This is a genomic window from Phenylobacterium sp. (genome assembly GCF_044236515.1).
GTDB lineage: Bacteria > Pseudomonadota > Alphaproteobacteria > Caulobacterales > Caulobacteraceae > Phenylobacterium.
The window spans coordinates 1-4404 of record NZ_JBIIGK010000199.1 but is presented as its reverse complement, the minus strand read 5'-3'; the positions used below and the strand labels follow the sequence as shown (position 1 = coordinate 4404).

The 4404-nt window shown below is 68.5% G+C and carries 6 protein-coding genes; 1 reads left to right on the top strand and 5 read right to left on the bottom strand.

The window, feature by feature from the left end:
* On the top strand, nt 1-1074 hold a 1074-nt coding region (locus ACILRF_RS14785; RefSeq protein ID WP_395674213.1), incomplete at its 5' end, for an alpha/beta fold hydrolase.
* On the opposite strand, the gene ACILRF_RS14780 is transcribed toward ACILRF_RS14785, so the two are convergent.
* The 5 genes from ACILRF_RS14780 to rpsI form a co-directional block, all read right to left on the bottom strand.
* Nucleotides 1071-1829 carry a hypothetical protein gene (locus tag ACILRF_RS14780; protein WP_395674211.1) on the bottom strand — a complete coding sequence of 253 codons (759 nt, stop codon included), beginning with the start codon at nt 1827-1829 and terminating at the stop codon, nt 1071-1073. The two genes, ACILRF_RS14785 and ACILRF_RS14780, sit on opposite strands and share 4 nt — an antisense overlap.
* 41 nt (nt 1830-1870) lie before the next feature.
* Nucleotides 1871-2350 carry a peptide-methionine (R)-S-oxide reductase MsrB gene (msrB, locus tag ACILRF_RS14775; RefSeq protein ID WP_395674209.1) on the bottom strand — a complete coding sequence of 160 codons (480 nt, stop codon included), beginning with the start codon at nt 2348-2350 and terminating at the stop codon, nt 1871-1873.
* A 51-nt stretch (nt 2351-2401) separates the two neighbouring features.
* Nucleotides 2402-2863 carry a hypothetical protein gene (locus tag ACILRF_RS14770; protein ID WP_395674207.1) on the bottom strand — a complete coding sequence of 154 codons (462 nt, stop codon included), beginning with the start codon at nt 2861-2863 and terminating at the stop codon, nt 2402-2404.
* Between the two features lie 73 nt (nt 2864-2936).
* Nucleotides 2937-3911, bottom strand: coding sequence for an N-acetyl-gamma-glutamyl-phosphate reductase (gene argC / locus ACILRF_RS14765; RefSeq protein ID WP_395674205.1), 975 nt, complete (start codon nt 3909-3911; stop codon nt 2937-2939).
* An 85-nt stretch (nt 3912-3996) separates the two neighbouring features.
* The coding region (gene rpsI / locus ACILRF_RS14760) for a 30S ribosomal protein S9 (RefSeq protein ID WP_395674203.1) at nt 3997-4404 on the bottom strand (408 nt) is incomplete at its 5' end.

Here is a 4404-nt window from a genome sequence, read left to right as displayed (position 1 = left end):
CAGTACGCGCCGACCACCAAGACGGTGCATCAGATCCCGCTGCTGATCTTCCCGCCCTGGATCAACAAGTTCTACATCCTGGACCTGCGGCCCGAGAACTCGATGATCCGCTGGCTGACGGATCAGGGCCTGACCGTCTTCGTCGCCTCCTGGGTCAACCCGGGGCCGGAGCTCGCCGGCCGGACCTTCGAGGATTACATGCGCGAAGGGATCTACGCCGCCACGGCCGCCGCGATCGAGCAGTCGGGCGCGCCCCAGGTCAACGCCGTCGGCTACTGCATCGGCGGCACGCTGCTGGCGTCGGCGCTGGCGCACATGGCGGCGAAGGGTGTCCAGCCGATCGCCTCGGCGACTTTCTTCGCCGCCCAGCAGGACTTCTCGGAAGCCGGCGACCTGCGGCTGTTCACCAGCGAGCCGTGGCTGAAGAGCCTGGAGCAGAAGATGGACGAGGCCGGCGGCGTGCTGCCCGGGGCCGCCATGGCTGACACTTTCAACATGCTGCGGGCCAACGACCTGATCTGGTCGTTCTTCGTGAACAACTATCTCCTGGGCAAGGAGCCGAAGCCCTTTGACCTGCTGTTCTGGAACTCCGACCAGACGCGGATGCCCAAGACCCTGCACCTGTTCTACCTGCGCCGGTTCTACGGCGAGAACGCCCTGTCCAAGGGCGAGCTGGAGTTGGACGGCGAGCGGCTCGATCTCGGGAAGGTGACGATCCCCGTTTACATGCAGTCCTCACGGGAGGACCACATCGCCCCGGCCCGGTCGGTCTACAACAGCGCTAAGCTGTTCGGCGGTCCCACCACGTTCACGCTCTCCGGTTCGGGCCACATCGCCGGGGTGATCAACGCCCCGGCGGCGCAGAAGTACCAGCACTGGGTGGCCGACGGCCTGCCGCCCACCCTCGCCGAATGGCAGGCGAACGCCGTCGAGCACCCAGGCTCCTGGTGGCCGCACTGGGCGGAGTGGCTGAAGGCTCGGTCGGGGCCGAAGGTCCCGGCGCGCAATCCGGCGAAGGGCTTGCTGGCGCCGCTGTGCGATGCGCCGGGGGAGTATGTGAAAGTCCGCTCCTAGGCGGCGGTCCTGCGCGGCCGCAATCCCAGCCAGGCCAGGGTGATCAGCGCCCCGATCGGCGCCGAGAACTTGAGGATCCACGGGGCTATCTCGCTCTCGCGACCGAATCCGGCGCTGATCAGCCCGATCTCGGCCGGCGAGAAGCCGCCCTGCCCGGTCGTCCAGTTGAACCAGGCCCGCCCGACACCGACGAGGGCCAGCGCCACCCATAGCGGCTTGAGGCGCAGGTCGCGGCTGGTCGCCGCCAGCACCGCGGCCGCCAGCATCACCAGCGGGCTGAGCAGAGCGGAGGCGAGAAAGCCGAGATGCCGCGCCGTCTTGCCGGCGAAGGTGAAAGTGTTGGCCCGTAGCGTTCCTGGAGCGAGCCGGGTGACGGCCAATCCCTCGACGGTGGATCGCTCTCCCTGGCGCTTGACGGCTGTGCGGACGACAAGATCGGCGCCGGCGTAGCGGTAGAGATGAAGGACCGCGACGGCCTCCCCCTGGTCCAGCCGGCCGGGCGACCAGCCAACCGCCTTTACCTGGCGCGGCGGCGAGTCGGGCGCGGCGTCGGCCGCCGCGGCGATGGCCTGCCGGTAGTCAGCGGTGGCGAGGAAGCGGCTCGAGAGCGCGCCGTCGACGGCGCGCCAGTCTTTGGCCTGCACCGCCCGGAAGAAGTCGCGGGCCGTCCGGTCGGCCTCGGCGTCGAGACGCGGCGCGCAAGCCGCGAGGGCGGCGCCAAGCAGCGCCGCGGCGATCCAGCTCCATCGCCTCATGTTGATGATCCCCCCGCCCTGGGGCGGAGGTTAGCCGCCGCTCAGGCCGGACGGAAGGTCAGCGCCAAGCCGTTGTTGCAGTAGCGCAGCCCGGTGGGCTTCGGCCCGTCCGGGAAAAGGTGGCCGTGGTGACCCAAGCATTGGGCGCAGTGATACTCAGTGCGACGAACGCCGATGGCGTAGTCGACCTTCGTGCCGATGGCCCCGGGCAGCACGCGGAAGAAGCTCGGCCAGCCGGTGCCGCTCTCGAACTTCCAGTCGGACCGGAAGATCGCCAGGCCGCAGCCTGCGCAATGGAAGGTTCCCTTGCGCTTCTCGCGGTTCAGCGAGCTGGATCCAGGCCGCTCCGTCGCCTCGTGTCGCAGAACCGAATAGGCGTCGGATGGCAGCCGTTTGCGCCACTCGGCATCCGACAGTTTGCGGAACGGCGAGGCGGCGTAAAGGTCATTGCCAGCAGCAAAGGCCAGCCCGCCGGTGAAGGCGAGGCTTGTGGCGCCCAGCATCAGGGAACGGCGGTCCATCGGGTTCATGCAAATAAGGTGGCCCGTCCTGCGTGCGGCGCAAGCGGCGCCTTATTCGACGTCGAAAACGAAGGTCTTCTCGACCTGACCCTCGAGCAGCACCTTGATCATGTACCGGCCCTTGGGGTCGCCTTCGGCCACCGACCAGGTGTTGAAGATCATGCCGTCGTCGTGCCTTACGACCCGCTCGCTGACGGCGCTGCGCCCGTCGGCGGAGACAGTAACCCCCTGCCCCGGCGCGCCCTTCCAGGTGGCGGAAGCCGGCAGGATGAACTCTTCGCGGTAGCGCACCTCCGCCTTCGGGGTATCGACCACCATCATCCAGCCGTAGCCCTGCTTCTTGGCGAGGGAGACGGTGCGCGACGGACGGAAGTCGGCGCCTTCGAACACGCCAAACTCCGAGGCGATGATGTTCGTCCGAGCCTCGGCCTGAACGACGACAGGAGTCGCCGCGAGGAGCAGCGAGGCCGTGAGCGTGGGCGCGAGCGCCAGGGCGCCTAGCAGGGTTTTCATGCGAACTCCGATCGAAGTTGCATGATGACAACCCGGATCGCGCCAACCCGCTAGTTGGCGGAGGGTCGCAGCGTCAGAGCCCCGCACCCTCCGGCAGGCCGAGCATGATATTGAGATTCTGAACCGCCGCGCCTGACGCGCCCTTCCCGAGGTTGTCGAGCAGGGCCACGAGGCGCGCCTGGGCGCCGTCGGCGCCGCCGAAGACGAACAGGCGCAGGCGGTTGGTGTCGTTCAGGCTCTCCGGATCGAGGTCGGCGACATACCCGGCCGCTCCGGCCCGGCGCTTCTGCAGGTCGGCGCATTCCGCCTCGCTGGCCACCTCGACGAAAGCCTCGCCCGCGTACCAGTCGGCCAAGGCGGCCCGCAAATCCGCCGTCGACGGCTTGCCGGGGAGCGCCCAGAGCTGCAGCGGAACATCCACCAGCATCCCCTGGGCGTAACGCCCGACCGAGGGGGCGAACAGCGGCGCGTGCGCGAGGCCGGTGTGCGCCTGCATCTCCGGCAGGTGCTTGTGCGCGAGGTTGAGGCCATAGGTCCGGTAGGCGTCGCTCGTTCCCGCCGGCGCGGCGGCGAATTCTTCGATCAGGCCGCGGCCGCCGCCGGAGTAGCCGGAGATGGCGTTGACCGTCACCGGGAAGTCGGCCGGCAGCAGGCCCGCGGCAACCAGCGGCTTCACCAGGCCGATGAAGCCGGTCGGATAGCAGCCCGGATTGCTGACTCGCCGTGAGGCGGCGATCGCCGCCCGCTGGTCCTTGGCCATCTCCGGGAAGCCGTAGGTCCAGCCGGCCGCCGTCCGGAAGGCGGTCGAGGCGTCGATGACCCGCACGGCTTCCGAGGTGATCAGGCTCACCGCTTCCTTCGCCGCCTCGTCGGGCAGGCAGAGGACGACCGCATCGACGCCGTTCAGCAGCTCGGCGCGCGCGGTCGCGTCCTTGCGCCGCGCGGGGTCGATGGAGACGATCTGGAGATCGGCGCGGCCTTCCAGCCGCTGGCGGATCTGCAGCCCGGTGGTGCCGGCTTCGCCGTCGATGAAAACTGTCTGGGGCATGGTGTCTTGATCAGATCGAAAAAGAGAAAGGGCGCTTCGGTTTCCCGAAGCGCCCCGTCCGTAAACGCGAGTTGTCGCGCGCGGCTTAGCGCTTCGAGAACTGGAAGCTGCGGCGGGCTTTGGCCTTGCCGTACTTCTTACGCTCAACGACGCGCGGATCGCGGGTCAGCAGACCGTGCGGCTTGAGCACGGCGCGCAGGCCGGGCTCGTAGTAGGTCAGGGCCTTGGAGATGGCGTGACGCACGGCGCCGGCTTGGCCGGAGAGGCCCGAGCCTTCGATGGTGCAGATCACGTCGAACTGGCCGGTGCGGTCCGACAGCTCGAACGGCTGGGCGATCATCATGCGCAGCACCGGACGGGCGAAATAGACCGTCTGGTCGCGACCGTTGATGGTGATCTGGCCCTTGCCCGGCTTGATCCAGACGCGGGCGATAGCGTTCTTGCGCTTGCCGGTCGCGTAAGAGCGGCCCTGAGCGTCGATCTTCGGCTCACG